The organism is Chryseobacterium contaminans (genome assembly GCF_001684955.1).
GTDB classification, from domain to species: Bacteria; Bacteroidota; Bacteroidia; order Flavobacteriales; family Weeksellaceae; genus Chryseobacterium; species Chryseobacterium contaminans.
Genome location: NZ_MAYF01000345.1, coordinates 24,525 through 43,319, shown reverse-complemented (window position 1 = coordinate 43,319; position 18,795 = coordinate 24,525). Strand labels below are relative to the sequence as shown.

At 38.3% G+C, this 18,795-nt stretch carries 1 protein-coding gene (cut by a window edge); it reads right to left on the bottom strand.

Going from position 1 to position 18,795, the window contains the following annotated elements; translation table 11 throughout:
* On the bottom strand, positions 1 to 18,795 hold the 5' portion of the coding sequence (locus BBH99_RS19770; protein WP_083188886.1) for a non-ribosomal peptide synthetase. 25,428 nt of this gene lie to the left of the window's left edge; 18,795 of the gene's 44,223 nt are visible here — the first part of the coding sequence; its start codon is at positions 18,793 to 18,795; its stop codon lies beyond the left edge, outside the window.

Below are 18,795 nucleotides of genomic sequence, written 5' to 3'. Positions count from 1 at the left end.
AATAGCCACAAGCATTTCTTCGGAACGCTCAAGGCATAAAGGAATAAGATCATCAGGCTGAATATCATATGTTTCAATTAAATAATTCGCCAAACGGTTGGCACGTTCATTGAGTTCACGATAAGATAATCTAACATCCTGATGTACTATTGCCGTATGATCTGGTGTTCTTTTAACCTGGGTTTCAAATAATTGATGAATGGTGGTATCACTCGGATAGTGAACTCCGGAAGACCATAGCTTGGAAACTGCTGTATTCTGTTCTTCAGAAATCAAGTCCAATTCGGAAATAGCAAAGCTTTCTGTATCATTGATTTCTGCGATCTGACCAAGCAGGAACAGATACGTATTCAGCATATTCTGAACGGTTTCTTTTGAGAAAACAGATTTCGCATAGTTGAACATTCCCTGTAAGCTATGACCAATATCGTTAATCATCGTCGTCAGATCAAACTTAGCAACCTGATAATCAATATTTCCATTAAAAGGATATAGCAGTGTGGTTTCATTTTCCGGCTGAGATACTTCTTCTCCAAAACTCTGAAGCCCAAACATCACCTGGAACACAGGGTGTCTTGAAGTATCTTTCTCAACACCAAGTTCTTCCACTAATTTTTCAAAAGGAAGATCCTGATAAGACTGTGCTTCTGTTACTGATTGAGCAACCTGTAAAATAAAGTCTTTTATCTGCTGATTCGGATCAATAGTTTCTCTGAGTGCCAGTGTATTGACAAAGAATCCGATCATATCTTCAAGCCCTGCATGATGACGGTTCGCAATAGGACTTCCTACAATAATATCATCCTGCCCGGAATAAGCGGAAAGTGTTAAGTAATATCCACCTAACAAAATACTATACAAGCTTACCCCAAGGTCTTTTGACAGATTTTTCAACTTCTGGGTTTGCTCCTCATTAAGGCTGAAATAGATATTTTCTCCTTCGTAGGATATTTGAGTCGGTCTCTTGAAGTCTGTTGCCAGATCAAGATTCTGGAAACCGCTGAGTTTATTTTTCCAGTAACCGATTTGTTGTTCAAGTCTTTCTCCGGTAAGATAATTACGCTGCCATAGTGCAAAATCTTTGTACTGGATCTTTAGTGCTGGTAATTCGTGTGGATGCCCTTCCTTAATGGCATTATAAATACTGATTAATTCTTTTAAGAAGATATCTGTGGACCATCCGTCAAATGCGATATGGTGAATCACAACTGATAAATAGTAATTTTCTTCAAACTTAAAGATGTTGATATCTACAGGCAGTTCTTCTTCTAAGCGGAAAATCTTGTTGGCTGCATGACTCACTCTTTCTTCCAGTTCCTGCATTGTTTTCACCTCATATTGATGAATAACAGGAATATCATTCATCACCAATTGCCAGCCTTTTCCTTCGTCCGTCATGCGAATCACTGAACGAAGCACTTCATGACGCATTACAATAGCATCCAGTGCTTTGCAAAGGATTGTAATATCTGTGCTTTTATCCAGAAGGAAGGCCATTGGAATATTATAAGCGCTGGTTCCGCCTTCATAATTTTCAATAAACCACAATCTTTCCTGGGCAAAGGATAAACTCTGCTCTTCCGGGGCATTAACTTTTACAGGAGTAATCGTAATCTGTTCATTGCTATGATTTTCATCCGATAAAACATTTGATAATAGAGCAATGGTTTTATGATTGAATATTTTGGCAACTTCTACCTGTATCTGTAGAACCTGTTTAATCTTACTGATAAGCTTGATGGCCATGATGCTGTTTCCACCCAGTCTGAAGAAATCATCATGAATGCTGATGGTGTCTGCATCCAATCCTAATACTTCCCCATAAACCTGGCAAAGTTGCTTCTGAAGAGTTGTTTCCGGAGCTGTATATTCTTTGCTGCCTGTGAAATCCGGTTCAGGCAGTGCTTTTCTGTCTAATTTACCGTTGATCGTTACTGGCAAAGCTGTTAAATGCACAAAAGCACCGGGAACCATGTATTCAGGAAGGGATGCAGATAGATACTCTGAAAGCAGTTCTGAATCTATAGCCTCATCAGAAACATAATACGCTGCCAGATATTTCAATCCGGATTTGTTTTCTTTGGCCAATACAGCAACGTGGCGAATTTCAGAATATCCTAACAGTGTATTTTCAATTTCTCCTAATTCGATACGATAGCCACGGATTTTTACCTGGAAGTCATTTCTTCCTACATATTCAAGTTCTCCATTCGGTAACCAGCGAACTAAATCTCCGGTTTTGTATAAACGGCTGTTCTCTCCTATTTCTTTCTGATCTGAAGTCTGGAAAGGATTTGAAATGAAACGTTCTTCGGTAAGTTCAGGGCGGTTCAGATATCCTCTTGCAATACCTGCTCCGCCAATAAACAGCTCTCCTACAGCTCCTACTGGAACCAGGCGATTTTGCTGATCAAGAACGTATGCATAAGTATTGGCAATCGGGCCACCGATATTCAATGGATTTCTATCTTCTTTATAGTAATGTAGTGTTGCACAGACCGTTCCTTCTGTAGGACCATATTCATTTACAAAGACAATATCATCAGTATTTTTATCTAAAGCAGGGAAACTTTCTCCTCCTGAAAATATGAGTTTCAGATCCGTTCCATGCTCAACAACTTCTCTCAGAAGAACAGGTGGAATGAATGAAACTTCAATATTATTTTCTTTGATATACTCATTAAGTTCTCCTACTGATGTTCTGAGGTCATTACTGTACAGCCACAAAGTATTTCCGTTGCATAACACCGGAAAGGCTTCATATACAAAGGCATCAAATACATAGTTTGAGTAACATCCTACTTCCTTATATTCTTGAAGTCGGTGAGCTTTTATCATTGATTCAATGAGGTTTATCACTCCTGAATGTTCAATCATCACTCCTTTTGGTAATCCTGTGGTTCCGCTGGTGTAGATCACATAAGCAAGATGATTGGCATTTATCTGGGTAACAGGATTTTCAGATGACATTATTTCAAGTTGTGCTTGAAGGCTCACCTCATCTAAAGCAAGAACCTCAACAGATATATTTTCCAGTTTTCCTGCTATCCTTTCCTGTCCGATCACCAATTTCGCTTGAGTATCCTGAAGAATATGCTGTATTCTGTCTGATGGATAAGAAGGATCCATCGGAACATAAGCTGCTCCGGATTTTAGTATGGCAAGAATGGCAATCAATATATTTTCAGATCGCTCCAGGCATATTGGGACCAGATCATCTGGCTGCAAATCATAATTCTCAATCAGATAATGAGCCAACTGATTGGCTTTTTCATTCAATTCCTGATAAGAGAAACGGATATCCTGGTACACCAAAGCTGTTTGAGCAGGACACTTTTTTACCTGATCTTCAAAAAGCTGATGGATTGTTATTTCTGATGGATATGCTTTATAGGTGGCATTCCATTCTTCTGTTAATTTTTTATATTGAACTTGAGGAACCAGCTTCAAATCAGAAAGTGTCATTTCCTTCTGACCATCACCTTCTGCTATCTGCTCCAGTAAAAACTCATAAGAATGGATCATGTTTCCAACCGTTTCTTTTGAGAAAATGGCTTTAGCATAGTTGAACATTCCTTTGATGTGATCTTCTCCATCATCAATCATGGTTGTCAGATCAAATTTAGCCACCTGATAATCCAATTCTCCATCAAAAGGATAAAACAGCCTGTCCTGATTATTTTGAGAAGAAGAATCACTTCCAAAATTCTGAAGCCCAAACATTACCTGGAAAACCGGGTGTCTTGACGTGTCCTGCTCTACTCCAAGTTCTTCTACCAGCTTTTCGAATGGCAGATCCTGATGAGACTGTGCCTCGGTAACTGATTTTGAAACCTGAAGAAGGAAGTCTTTAAGGTTTTGTTTAGGATCCAGCGTTTCTCTCAATGCCAGTGTGTTGACAAAGAATCCTATAATATCCTCAAGTCCTGCATGATGACGATTGGCAATAGGACTTCCTACCACAATATCATCCTGTCCTGAATATGCAGAAAGCATCAGATAATACCCTCCTAACATGACAGAATACAGGCTTATTCCAAGGTTTTTAGACAGCGTTCTCAGCTTTTCGCTTTGTTCTCCATCTAAACTGAAATATAGATTTTCTCCTTCATAAGAAATCTGGGAAGGTCTTCTGAAATCTGTTGGAAGATCCAGATTCTGGAAATCCTGAAGCTGATCTTTCCAATAACTAATCTGTTTTTCAAGACGTTGACCAGAAAGGTAATCGCGCTGCCATAAAGCATAGTCTTTGTACTGAACCTTTACGTCAGACAGTTCCTCTGCTTTTTCGTTATTGAGAATAGCTTTGTATCTCGTCTGAATTTCTTTGAGGAAAATATCCGTAGACCATCCGTCAAAAGCAATATGATGAATGACTACTGATAAATAATATCGGTTTTCAAATCTGAAAATGTTAATTTCAACAGGAATCTCTGTATCAAGTCGGAAGACTTTATTAGCACATTTGTTGATGGCTTCATCTAAATCTTTTCTTGTGCTTATTTTAGTCACTTTCCATTCAGGAATGCTATCAGTAACCACTTGGTAGCCTATTCCATCTTCTGTTGTTTTAATGATGGAACGCAGAACTTCATGACGCTTAATAACTTCTTCGAAAGCTTTCTGTAAAATAGAAATATCCGTTTTCTGATCCAGAATTGCCGTCATTGGAATGTTGTAGGCACTGCTTCCACCTTCATAAGTTTCAATAAACCAAAGTCTTTCCTGAGCAAACGATAATCTTTGTTCTTCAGGAGTATTAACTTTTATAGAGGTAATGGCAGCCTGCTCTTCAATATGAGTTTCATCCATTAACACTTCAGCTAAAGAAGCAATTGTTTTATGGCTGAAAATTGCGGCTACTTCTACCCTAATTCCAAGAACCTGTTTAATCTTGCTGATCAGTTTGATCGCCATGATACTGTTTCCTCCTAATCTGAAGAAATCATCATGAATACTAATACGGCTAATATCTAACCCTAATACTTCTGCATAGATTTTTGCCAGGTTCTTCTGAAGTTCATTTTCTGGTGCAGTATATGCATCCATCCCTGTAAATCCAGGTTCAGGAAGCTGTTTTCTGTCAAGCTTACCATTGATCGAAATAGGAAGTTCGGTAAGATGTACAAATGCTGCAGGGATCATATATTCAGGTAAGGTTTCTGACAGAAAATCTGAAAGCAGACGAGTATCAAGTTCTGAATCAGCTACATAATATCCTGCCAGATATTTCATTCCTGCATTATTTTCTTTGGCCAGAACAGCCACCTGACGGACTTCCGGATGTTGGAGCAACCTGTTTTCTATTTCTTCAAGCTCAATACGGTATCCTCTTATTTTTACCTGGAAATCATTTCTGCCTATGTATTCTATATTTCCATCCGGAAGCCAACGAACAAGATCTCCTGTTTTGTATAACCTTCCGTTTTTATTGTTTTGCTCTCCCGTCTGAAAAGGATTGAAAATAAAACGTTCATCGGTAAGATCAGGTCTATTCAGATATCCTCTGGAGACCCCTGATCCTCCGATATAAAGCTCACCAGCAGCACCTACAGGAACTGGCCTGAACTGAGCATCTAATATATATACACTTGTGTTTCCAATAGGACGTCCTATACTGTTTGCTCTTCTATTGTTGTTAACAATTGAGGTAACGGTAACTTCAGTGGGACCATAACAGTTAAGGAAATTGAAATTCTCACTTTTTAATTTATTATACAGATCTGCGGTTAAGGCTTCTCCTCCCGAAGCCAGTTTACGCATTGTTTTAACCTGTGTAATATCAATGTTCTGCAAGACAGAAGGAGTAAGGTTTATATAAGAAACTTTATGCTCATTAAGCGTTTTTAAGAAAGCTTCTTCATTTAAATAGCTTTTATCTTCACTAAGAAACATGCTGTTTCCATTTAAAATAGCTAATAGTATCTGCTCTACAGACGGGTCAAACACATAGTTGGCAAACTGAAGAATAACATCTTTATCATCCAATCCATAACGGGAATACAGGTCAGAAACAAGATTCACTACGTTTTTATGCTCTACCATTACTCCTTTCGGAAGTCCTGTAGTTCCACTTGTGTAAATTACATACGCAAGATTGGCAGAACTTATATTGACAGGTAAGTTTGCAGAAGGCATTTCTTTAATGTTATCTTGAATCGTAGTGTTATCGAGAGATACAATATTTACATTTTCTATCAGTTGTACCTGATCTACTGTACTTTGCTGAGCAATTACAACTCTGGTTTTTGTATCTGTCAGAATATGTTTTATTCTATCTACTGGATATGAGGGATCCATCGGAACATAGGCTGCTCCGGCTTTCCAAACTGCTAAAATAGCAATGACCATATTCTCCGAACGTTCTAAGCATAAAGGAACCAATTCGTCAGGCTGAAGATTATATGTTCTGATAAGATAATGGGCTAAGCGGTTTGAACGTTCATTTAGCTCGTTATATGAAAGCTTACAGTCCTGATATATTAATGCAACATTCTCCGGAGTTTTTACCACCTGTTTTTCAAAAAGCTCATGGATTGTTTTATCAGATGGAAAATCATACCAGGTATCATTCCAGTCTTCTGTGATCTTTTTATACTTTTCCTGGGTAAGAAGCTGTAATCCGGATGATATAATGTTTTCATTTTCAAGAATCTGATTAAGTGAAACCTGCATTCCTTCAATTACTTGAACCATCATTTCATGATCAAACAGATAGCCTTCGTAGTTTAGGGTTAATGAGACCTCGTTTCCTCTTTCAAAAGCGACAATACCTAGTGGATAATCCAGTTTCTCCACTGAATCCCTGAATACAAAACCAAGTTCATTTTGATCTTGTCCTTCCGGTACAGGATAGTTTTCAAACACAAATAAGCTGCTGAAAATCCTGCGTCCGTCATGGTGAAGTTCTGCCAGATTAATATCACTATGGGTATTAATATCACTGATTCTGTTCTGAATTTCTTTGATATGATCTACCACTTTCCCTTCCTCATGAGTAACAATCAATGGTAATGTATTGATGTATAATCCTGCTGATGATTCTATTCCATCTACCGGCAAGCTTCGCCCTGATACTGTTGTGCCTACAACTGTTGTGCTCAAACCGCTATAAATTCTCAGCTGTTGATGCCACAGGTATTGTAATATGGCATTTACTGTTAATCCCTGAGATTTTGTAAAGGCTTTAAGCAAGTCATATTGATCCCCTGCTATCATCATTTTTACCTGCTGATGATCCTGGGTATGGCGATAGGTAGCCAAATCAATAGATCTCTGAGATTCTTTAATTAATCCACTTAAGTCTTCCTGATCTTCCAAAGACTTCATATAAGTATCCCAGAACTTTCTGCCTGTTTCTTTATGGTCCCGAAGATATTTCTGGGTGTCTGTATAGGCTCGGTCCTGTACAACAGTAATTTCCTGCCCTTTAGTAAGGTTCAGATAATGGGTATGAATACTGTTAAGAAGTACAGGTATACTCCAGCCATCCAAAATAGCATGATGGTTACTGAAAAGACAGGTATACTGATCTTTTGAACGTTTAAACAGGTATACTCTGAAAAGATCACCTTTGGAAAGATCATATCCTTCAAAACGGTCTTTTGCCGTAATCTCTTTAATGAATGTTTCCTGAGCAGCTTCAGTCATATTGCTGATATCCAGATCACGCCAGTCTACATTTCCATTTTTATTGATGACCTGAACAATCTCACCATTCCAATCGAACCTCATCCTCAATGAAGGATAAGCAGCTTGGGTAAGACTCCAGGCTTTCTTAAGGCTTTCAATATTAAGAACGGCATTATAATCCCATAATAGCTGTACTCTGTAGGCATCATCTTTTTCTCCCTGATTCAAGGCATGGTACACAAATCCTTCCTGCAAACTGTTCGCAAGGTATACTCCTTCAATTTCTACTGTCTTTTGGATCTCTGTAAGCTGCTCAAAGTCTACCACATGATCTACATCGGATGGAGTAAGATAACATTGTGTTTCCTGAGAAAGGGTCTCTACAATGGTTTCAATATTGGTTTTAAAATCTTCTGTAAACAGTTTAATCTGTTCTTCCGGCAGATATCCTGCAATTTCAAACCGTAATTGTCCATTCACAACAGCTCCGTTCATGCTGATATACTGGCTGTCACGGTTATTTTTTCCTATTCCTGATCCAGCGTCTTCGGCTGCAATAAACCAGCTTTTCTCTTCTGTTTCCTGGTCTAATTGTCCTAAATAGTTGAAACTTATTTTTGGAAGACCGCGATCTGTATATCCTACCAAACTGCCATAACCAATTCCGTTATGAGGAATACTTCTCAGTGATTCTTTAGTCAAAATGATGGTATCTGCTACTCCTTTTCCATTTTTCAAAAGTAAAGGGAACATCGTAGTAAACCATCCTACCGTTTCTGTGATATCAAGCTGTTGAAATACTTCCTCACGGCCATGGCTTTCTAAAAGAACAGCATGGGAATCTTCACCTGTTAATTTTGAAAGAGAAACTGACAAAGCGGACAGTAACAGATCATTAATCTGAGTCTGGTAAACATGATGAGTATTTCGGATTAAAGCTTCAGTTATTTCTTTATTTAAAATCAGACTACTGCGGTAAGAATCTTTTATGATGAAACGATCCAGAACTTTATTCTGAACCTCTGTGGCATCAGCACATGTATTCCAGTATAATAATTCCTGGGCTCTGGATTCTGCATCCTCAGAACGATAATTTTTTACCGCATTCACCCATTGACGATAGCTGCTTCCTTTTGTGTGGGAAAGAACTGTTTCTTTATCTCCTTTTTCAAGGGACTGATATATATTCTTGATATCTTCTGTAATAATTCTCCAGCTTACCGCATCAATAATCAAATGGTGGAAAGCGAAATAAAGTCTGGCACTGCCATCATCATATCCACTCATATATACTATCTGATACAATGGTCCTTTTTCAATATCAAAACCAGATTGCCATTCTGTAAGGATTTCCGATAGTTCTTCTTTATCCAGAGCGGAAGCATCCAAATATCTGAGAGAAGGGAAAATCTGATCATTTCCATAGGTTTGAATATAGCCATTGTTACTTCTCTCAAATTTCAATCTGAATGCATCATGTCTTTCTATCAAATGCTGAATAGATTCTTCCAGTAAATCTTTATCCAATTCGGGAACATTCACAAGGAAGGCCTGATTCCAATGGTTGAAGTCTTCAAGATATCCCTGTTCTTTCTGACTGAAGAACCATTCCTGAACAGGAAGTAATGAAACTTCCCCCGTAAGAAGCCCCTGTTCTGCTGCAATCTGTGTTTGTTCACTCTGTTTCTTTTCTTCTATAAGCAAGGATAATGCAGCGGCTGTTCGGGATGTAAAGATCTCTTTCACACTAATCTTTACGTCAAACTGTTGCCTGATTCTTCCTACCAACTGGATACTGATGATACTGTCGCCTCCTAATCTGAAGAAATCATCATTAATACCGATAGTTTCTGCATCAATTCCCAAAACATTGCCATAAATCTGACACAGTTTTGTTTGAAGGTCAGTCTGTGGAGCGATGTAATCCTTACTGCCTGTAAATTCAGGTTCTGGAAGCTGCTTTTTATCCAGTTTTCCGTTAATCGTAAGTGGTAATGCCTCTAAGTGAACAAAAACTGCAGGAACCATATACTCCGGCAAAGATTCTGATACATATTCGGAAAGAAGATGAGCATCTATTTCAGAATCAGAAACATAATATCCAGCCAGATACTTCAATCCACCTTTATTTTCTTTAGCTAAAACCGCTGTCTGGCGAATTCCCGGGTAACCTACTAAGGTGTTTTCAATTTCACCTAATTCAATTCTATAGCCACGGATTTTTACCTGGAAATCATTTCTCCCCAGATATTCCAGCTCTCCATCAGCCAGCCAGCGCACCAGGTCACCGGTTTTATACAACCGTCCGTTTAAGCCATTAGATTTTTCTTCTAAGCTTTGGAAAGGGTTGATGATGAAACGTTCTTCAGTCAGTTCCGGACGATGCAGATATCCTCTGGTAATACCTGCTCCTCCGATATACAATTCTCCAATTGCACCAGCAGGAACCGGACGCAGGTTTTCATCCAGAACATAAGAAGTCATATTCCCAATTGGTCTACCTATATTCAGTGGATTATGGTCTTCTTTGTAATAATGGAGAGTAGCACATACGGTTCCCTCAGTAGGTCCGTAAGCGTTAATAATGTCTACTCCTTCTGATTGATAAAGAGCCATTAACTGAGGATTGGTAACATCTCCTGCTACTATAAGTTTTTCTAAAGGCAAAATATAATCTTTGGTAAGAAGTACAGGCGGAATGGTTGCAATCCGGATATCATTTTTACGAATATAGTGCTGTAATGCTGCAATATCAGTCTGTTTTTCTTTATCCAGCAGATAAATGCTATGACCATGAGTAATGACAGGGAAAAGTTCTGCAACATGCGCATCAAATACATAATTGGCATACCACAGACAGCTTTTCATCACAGAGCCCAGGGTATTCAGCTCCAGGGCTTCTGCAAATTGAGTCACAAGGTTTGAAACTCCCCGATGCTCTACCATTACTCCTTTCGGAAGCCCTGTTGTTCCACTGGTATAAATTACATACGCTAAGTTTTCAGGTGTTGTTTTGGTAACGGGATTATTGGGATCTGATATTTCCAGCTGTGCTTTGCATTGAACCTCATCCAGAGAAATAAGTTCTGCATTTTGATCTTTTAATTTCTCAACTGTACTTTCCTGACCTATCACCAATCTGGCCTGAGTATCTTCAAGAATATGTCTGATCCTGTCTGAAGGATATGATGGATCAAGCGGTACATAGGCTCCTCCTGATTTCAGAACGCCTAAAATAGCAATCAGCATATTTTCAGATCGCTCCAGACATAATGGAATAATTTCGTCCGGTTGAATATTATATTTCCCGATCAGATAATGAGCCAATTGGTTTGACTTTTCATTTAATTCTTTATAGGAAAGCTTAACATCCTGATATACCAAAGCTGTATGGTCCGGAGTTTTTGCCACCTGACCTTCAAATAGCTGATGAACGGTTTTGTCGGATGGATATTCGGAATCTGTATTGTTCCACTCTTCTATTACTGTTTTATAATCTGTCGTTTTAAGGAGCTGGAAATCATTAATTTTAATATTCTCTGCATTTTCTGCACCTATCCCTGCAATCTGCTCTAAAAGCAGAACATAGGTATCCTTCATTTTCAGGATGCTATCTTTATTGAAAAGAGAAACGGCATAATTGAACATTCCTCTTATCTTTTCCTCTCCATCATCAATCATTGTTGTAAGGTCAAATTTCGCAGCCTGATAATCTATTTCCCCTTCAAAAAGAGAGAATAGAGCATCTTTTCCGGTTTTCCTTCCAAAACTTTGAACCCCAAACATCACCTGGAATACAGGATGACGGGACATATCCTGCTCTACACCCAGTTCCTCAACCAGCTTCTCAAACGGAAGATCCTGATGAGATTGTGCTTCTGCAACAGATTGAGAAATCTGAAGAATAAAGTTTTTAAAATCCTGATTGGCATTAACATTTCCTCTCAGTGCCAGAGTATTGACAAAGAACCCGGCAATATCTTCAAGACCTGCATGATGACGGTTGGAAATCGGACTTCCCACAATAATATCCTTCTGACCGGAATAAGCAGAAAGCAGCAGATAGTATCCGCCCAGCATCACACTATATAAGCTTACTCCAAGGTCTTTGGAAATCAGTCTCAATCCTGAGGACACCTCCGGAGACAGGTCAAAGTAAATGGCAGCTCCTTCGTAAGAAATTTGGGCCGGACGCTTGAAATCAAGAGGTAAATTAAGAGACTCGAAGTCTTTTAATACTTCTTTCCAATAATTAATTTGCTTATCCAGAACGGCTCCTTTCAGGTAATTTCTCTGCCAAAGGGCAAAGTCTTTATATTGAACGGCAAGCTCAGGAAGTTGATGAGGGGTTTTATTAAGTAAGGCTTCATATACTGCCTGAATTTCTTCCAATACAATATCTACAGACCATCCGTCAAATGCAATATGATGAACTACCAGTGATAAATAGTACTGGTTTTTCAGCCTAAACAGGGTCATATCCAAAGGGAGTTCTTCTTCCAGACGGAATATTTTATTGGCTACAGTATTAATAGCTGTCTCCAACTCTTCTCTGGTATTTACGTTTACTCTTTTAAATTCCGGAATAGAGTCCGTAACAACCTGATATCCTATTCCTTCCTCTGTTGTTTTAATTACAGAACGCAGGACTTCATGACGCATAATAACTGTTTCCAGAGATTGTTGAAGTTCTATTAACTGTACCTCCGGACTCAAAGTGAGTACCATCGGAATATTATAGGCACTGCTTCCCCCTTCATACGCTTCAATAAACCACAATCTTTCCTGAGCAAAAGATAAACGCTGGTCCTCTGGTGAGGAAACCTTCACAGGTTCTATATGTATATTTTCTTCCTGGAATTCGGTTTCCAGAAAAGAGGCAAGAGAAGCAATTGTTTTATGATGAAATACAGCAGTTACCTGAATGCGCAGATCAAGATAATTTTTAATCTTACTAATCAGCTTTATGGCCATGATACTGTTTCCTCCCAGACGGAAGAAATCATCATGAATACTGATCTCTTCAGCATCAAGCCCTAATACTTCTCCATAAATACGGCAAAGTTTTTCCTGAAGCTCTGTTTGTGGAGCTGTATATTGTTTGATCCCGGTAAGCTCTGGCTCCGGTAGAGCTCTTCTGTCTAATTTTCCGTTAATTGTTAAAGGAAGGGCATCAAGCTGTACATAAGCAGCAGGAATCATATATTCCGGCAATGTTTCTGATAAAAATGCTGCAAGTTTATCCTCGACTACGGCTTCATCAGATACATAATATCCGACCAGAAACTTCATTCCTGCTTTATTTTCCTTGGCTAGAACCACCGCCTGCTTTATACCAGAATATTGCTGCAATCTACTTTCAATTTCACCTAATTCTATTCTGTATCCACGGATTTTTACCTGGAAGTCGTTTCTGCCTATATATTCAATATTTCCATCTGCGTGAAGACGTACCAGGTCTCCTGTTTTGTACATTTTCCCGTTTTTCCCTCTTATTTTTTGTAGCGGAGTTTGGAAAGGATTTGTAATGAAACGTTCGGAAGTAAGGTCCGGTCTGTTCAGATATCCTCTTGCAATTCCGTTTCCGCCAAGATAAAGTTCTCCAATAGCTCCTATAGGAACGGGACGATAATAGGCATCCAATACATAGGCAGAAGTATTACCAACAGCTTGCCCAATAAGATGTACATCTCCATGCTCAACCTGTTTGTAAGTTGCATAAATGGTTGCTTCCGTTGGTCCGTAAAGGTTGTATAAACTGGTATATTCTGACCAGTATTTCCCGGTTTCATAATCACAAGGTTCTCCTGCATATAGCATTCCTTTCAGAGAAGGATATTCTATTTTTGGTAATACGGAAAGCATCACAGGTGGCAGGTAAGCATAAGCAATATCATTATCTAAAAGGTATTGGCTTATGGATTCTGCGTCTTTTTTAAGAGTTTCACCAAGAAGATGCAGCTCATTTCCATATAACAGGGCATTAAAAAATTCGGATACGGATACATCAAAAACATAAGAAGTATAAGCGGTTATTTTTTTTCCTTCACTGAAACCATAAGCATCTCTGATCTGTGAAACTACATTAACTACATTCTGATGCTCAATCATTACACCTTTAGGCATTCCAGTAGTTCCGCTGGTATAAATTACATATGAAAGATGCTCCGGAGTGACTTTTGTAACAGGGTTACCAGAAGATGCTGTTTCCAGAATTGCTTTAAATACAAGATCATTTAAGGATATAATGGATATGTTCTCTGCTTCTATTTTATCTTTCGAAGCATCTTCTGTAAGAACTACTTTTGCTTGGGTATCCTGAAGAATATGCTGAATTCTGTCTGCGGGATATTGAGGATCCATCGGCACATAAGCAGCACCAGCTTTTAAAACACCCAAAATGGCTACAAGCATATTTTCTGAACGTTCTAAACATATAGGAATCAGATCATCAAGCTGTACATCATATGCTTCAATAAGATGGTTAGCCAAGCGATTGGCTCTTTCATTAAGCTCCTGATAAGATAGTCTGACATTCTGATACACTAATGCTGTTGCATCAGGAGTTTTTTCTGTCTGAGCTTCGAATAATTTGTGGATGGTATATCCTTCAGGATAATCGTATTCAACAGTATTCCAATCCTTTGTAATCTTCTGGTAGTTTTCTTCATTCAGAAGCTGAAGGTTCTTAATTGTATTATTTTTTGAAGCTACATTTCCTATTTCAGCCAATTGTTTCAGGATTAGCATATAGGTCTCTTTCATTCGGATGATCGTCTCGTTTTTAAAAAGAGCTACTGCATAATTGAAGATTCCCCGGATACTGTCTCCGTGAACATCAATCATCATCGTTAAATCAAATTTGGCAGATTTATAATCCAAATCTCCATCAAAAGGAAGAAGGACAGCATTAGTATTGTTATGGGAAACTTTTTCTTCAAAGCTTTGAATCCCAAACATCACCTGGAAAATCGGGTTTCTTGAATTATCCTGCTCTACTTCCATCTCCTCTACCAGTTTTTCAAAAGGAAGATCCTGATGAGACTGAGCATTGGTGATAGATTCTGAAACCTGTACAATAAAATCTTTTATCTGCTGATCAGGATCTATTGTTTCTCTTAAAGCAAAGGTATTGACAAAGAATCCTATGATATTTTCAAGGCCAGCATGGTGACGGTTGGCAACGGGGCTTCCTACAATAATGTCGTCCTGTCCTGAATAAGCAGATAACATCAGATAATATCCACTCAGCATCACGCTGTATAAACTTACTCCCAGATCTTTTGAAACCTGTTGTAAGGAAGAAGCGAGCTGTTCCGGAACATCAAAATAGGTGGTGGCTCCTGTATACGAGACATGGGCTGGTCTCTTAAAGTCCAGAGGAAGATCAAGAGTCTGGAACCCCTCCAATTTAGTTTTCCAATAAGAAATCTGCTCGTTAAGTATTTCGCCGGAAAGATAATTTCTCTGCCATAGCGCAAAGTCTTTATATTGAATAGGTAATACCGGAAGTTCAGGATCTCTTCCTTCAATAAGGGCCTCGTAAATGGCATTAAATTCATTGATAAAAACTTCTGTAGACCATCCGTCAAAAGCAATGTGATGAATGACAACAGATAAATAATCATCATCGTTCAAGCTGAAAACAGAAGCAATTATCGGAAGTTCCTGATCTAAATGGAAGACTTTATTCGCCACGGAATCTATAGCCTGATCAAGTACTGCTCTGGTTTCAACCTTATCGAAATGAATTTCGAGCTTTTGATCGGTTATCTTCTGATATCCTACTCCATCTTCTGTAGTAAGGATGATACTTCTCAATACTTCATGACGCTGCATCAGCATATCGAAAACCTTCTGAAGAAGTTTCCGGGAAGTATTTTTCCTTAATTTAAACACCATTGGAACATTATAAACACTGCTGCTTCCTTCGTAAGACTCTATGAACCAAAGCCTTTCCTGAGCAAAAGATAAGCGCTGTTCTTCTGGTTGAGAAATAGATTCCGGGTTGATGATTATCGATTCAGAAACGTCGTTGATTTTGTCAAGTGCATGAGATAATGAGGCTACTGTTTTATGCCCAAATACCATGGATACATTTACCGGAAGTTCCAGCTCCTGCCTGATCTTACTAATGAGCTTAATAGCCATAATACTGTTTCCTCCAAGACGGAAGAAATCATCGTGAATACCAATAGATTTAGGGAGCAATCCTAAAATTTGCCCATAGATATTACATAATTTCTCTTGCAGCTCATTTTCAGGGCCTGTGTATTCTCTTTCGCCACTGAATTCAGGTTCAGGCAGCTGTTTTCTATCCAGTTTTCCATTGATCGTTAAAGGCAGGGTTGCTAACTGAACAAAAACACCTGGAACCATGTATTCTGGTAATGTTTCTGACAAATATTCTGTTAGCTTTTCAGCGTCCAGCACTTCTTCAGATACATAATAACCCGCCAGGTATTTCATTCCTGCAGTATTTTCTTTCGCAAGCACTACTGATTGTTTGATTTCTGGATGCTGGGATAATCTTTCTTCAATCTCTCCCAATTCTATTCTGTACCCTCGGATTTTTACCTGAAAATCGTTTCGGCCAATGTATTCTATATTTCCATCAGGAAGCCATCTGGCTAAATCTCCTGTTTTATATAATCTTCCGTTTACTCTTTTTTGTTTTTGGACTTCCGTTTGAAAAGGATTATTGATAAAACGTTCTTCAGTAAGGTCAGGACGGTTCAGATAGCCCCTTGCGATTCCTGTTCCACCCAGATATAATTCTCCAACGGCTCCTACCGGTAACAATTGATGGTATGCATCCATAATGTAGGCAGAACCATTTCCTACAGGCTTACCGATAACATGAACATCTCCATGTTTTATCTGTTTATAAATTACATAAATAGTTGCTTCCGTAGGACCATACAGGTTATAAAGCATCTTTTTTTCCGACCAGTATTTTCCTGTTTCATAATCGCATGGTTCTCCTGCATAAAGAATGTTTTTCAGTGAAGGATAATCTACTCGTGGCAAAACAGAAAGCATTACCGGCGGTAAATACGTATATGCAATCTCATTTTCCAACAAATACTTACTGATAAGATCTGCATCTTTTTTAGTAGTTTCATCCAATAAATGAAGTTCATTTCCGTATAGCAAAGCATTGAAAAATTCGGATACGGAAACATCAAAAACATAAGAAGTATAGGCCGTTATTTTTTCTCCTTCTGCAAAGCCATAGGCTTCTCTTACTTTATCTACAACATTAATAACACTTTGATGTTCTACCATTACCCCTTTTGGAAGTCCTGTAGTTCCACTGGTATAAATCACATAAGCCAAATGATCTGCAGAAACATCTGTTACAGGATTTAATGGACTCTGTGCAGCCATCAGAATTCTGAAATTAGGATCATTTAAAGATAAATATTGAATAGAAAGATGATTAACCTTCTCTACAGCGCTCTCTTCTGCAAGAATTACTCTTGCTCCTGTATCTTTGAGAATATGCTCAATTCTGTCCGCAGGATATGAAGGATCCATTGGAACATAGGCCGCTCCGGATTTCAGTACCGCTAAAATTGCAATCAACATATTTTCTGACCTTTCCATGCATAATGGAACCAATTCATCTGGTTTAAGACCCAATGTGTTGATTAAATAATGTGCTAATTGGTTTGAGCGCTCATTAAGCTCCTTATAAGTGAGTTTTACATCCTGATAGACTAATGCAGTATCTTCAGGAGTTTTTAAAACCTGATCTTCAAATGCCTGATGAATTGTTGTAACAGTTTGAGGATCAAAATCAATCGTATCCCAGCTATTTATTACTTCCTGATAAGAATCTTCATTTAACAGCTCATATTGGGAGATTAGCTTTTCTGAATTTCCTTCTAATAAATCGTCCAGTATTTCAATAAACAGCCTTTGATAAATGTCTACAAAACCAGCAACTAGTTCAGCATCAAGCTTTTGATTGGCATAACGAACCTTATAATTAATCTGACCATCTTTTACTTCCTGTTCAAATGATAATTTTCCAACCAAATCAACATTCAAGTCACTGTTAATGATCACATTACTGGCTCCTTCATAATGAATAACCACATCTTTAAGACTGGTTTGAACAAACCCGAACTCTAATATATTGGAGGTTGGTGCATAGCTGATAAGTTCTTCAATAGGCAGATATCTTGCCTTGCTTGTCTTTAATTGATTGGTATATTCTATATTTTGATGGAGAAGATCCTGCAGAGAAGATCCCGACTCGAATCTGTATCCTTTTAAAATCGTATTAATGTGTGCCCCAAAAATAAAATCCTGCCCCTCTGTAATCCCAACAGGGTAATTGATTACCAAGTTATTAACCCCAGAAATCCTATGAAGTAAGATGGCAAAAACCAACTGTCCGTAAGTATAGGGTGTCAGTTTATATTTTGAGATCAGCTGTCTTACTTTTAGAGATACAGATTCAGGAAAATGAAAACGCTGTTCACTTACCGGATTAACCGGAATATGTCTTTTTTCTTGAGAAACCGGCAGAGGTGAATCTGTGGTTTGTAAAAATTTAAACCCAATATTTTCAACTTCCTGCAACCCGGATTTCCAAAAATCTGACATTTCTGTTTTTCCTTTGGCTAATATATCTTCAAGGTGATTTCTCAGTTTTTCGTATCGTATTTCCTGCTCTGTAAGACTAATAGGATTTTCATAGCTAAGATCATTGTAAAACGTACTGAGTTCAGCATAAATACTGTTTGCACTCAATCCATCAACAAGAATATGGGAAAATATATGGATAATTCTATAGCCTCCATTATCTAGTTTAATAGCATAAAATCTTGCAAGCTGCTCTTTTTCAAGATCAAAAGGCTGTAAAGCAAGCTGTAAAACTTCATCAGGGCTAGGCTCCTGTGCAATAAAGGTTAGTATTTGCGTACTTTCAGGAAGCAAAGGCCTGCGCTTCCAAACTAAATTTTCTGACACACTTACAACATTACTGTTCAACAGTAAATTATTGTTAACAAATCTGACTAAACTTGAATTCAGCCGCTGGATATCAACATATCCGGACATAGACTGGTCAAAGATTATATTATAGTCACTTCTGGATGGATTCAGTATCCATTCATTATAAAAGGTAGATTGATAAGGTGTTAGCTTCAT